1 protein-coding gene is annotated in these 450 nt (G+C 71.8%); it reads left to right on the top strand.

Annotated elements, in window-relative coordinates; genetic code table 11:
• Window positions 1-450, top strand: a 450-nt coding sequence (locus KVT32_RS28775) for a flavoprotein (protein ID WP_305864214.1), incomplete at both ends; no start/stop codon positions are given.

Genomic DNA, 450 nt, shown 5'->3' with positions numbered 1-450 from the left:
GGGGCGTGGCCTGCTACAAGGCCGCGGAACTGTGCCGCGCGCTGGTCAAGCAGGGCGCCAGGGTGCACGTCGCGATGACCGAGGCCGCGACCCACTTCATCGGCCAGGTGACGCTGCAGGCGCTGTCCGGCAACCCGGTCTGGCTGGACCAGTGGGACCCGCGCATGCCCAACAACATGGCGCACATCGACCTCACGCGCGGCGCCGACGCGGTGCTGATCGCGCCCTGCTCGGCCGACTTCATCCGCAAACTCGCGCACGGCGTCTGCGACGACCTGCTCTCCACGCTGTGCCTGGCGCGTCCGCAGGGCGTGCCGCTGCTGGTGGCGCCGGCGATGAACGTCGAGATGTGGCAGAACCCGGCGACCCAGCGCGACGTCGCGACGCTGCTGCAGGATGGGATCTGCACCTTCGGCCCGGCCGCGGGCGAGCAGGCCTGCGGCGAAACGG

This window comes from Achromobacter sp. GbtcB20, assembly GCF_019091095.1.
Lineage (GTDB): Bacteria > Pseudomonadota > Gammaproteobacteria > Burkholderiales > Burkholderiaceae_B > Achromobacter > Achromobacter mucicolens.
This window is presented reverse-complemented; position numbering and strand designations above follow the sequence as displayed.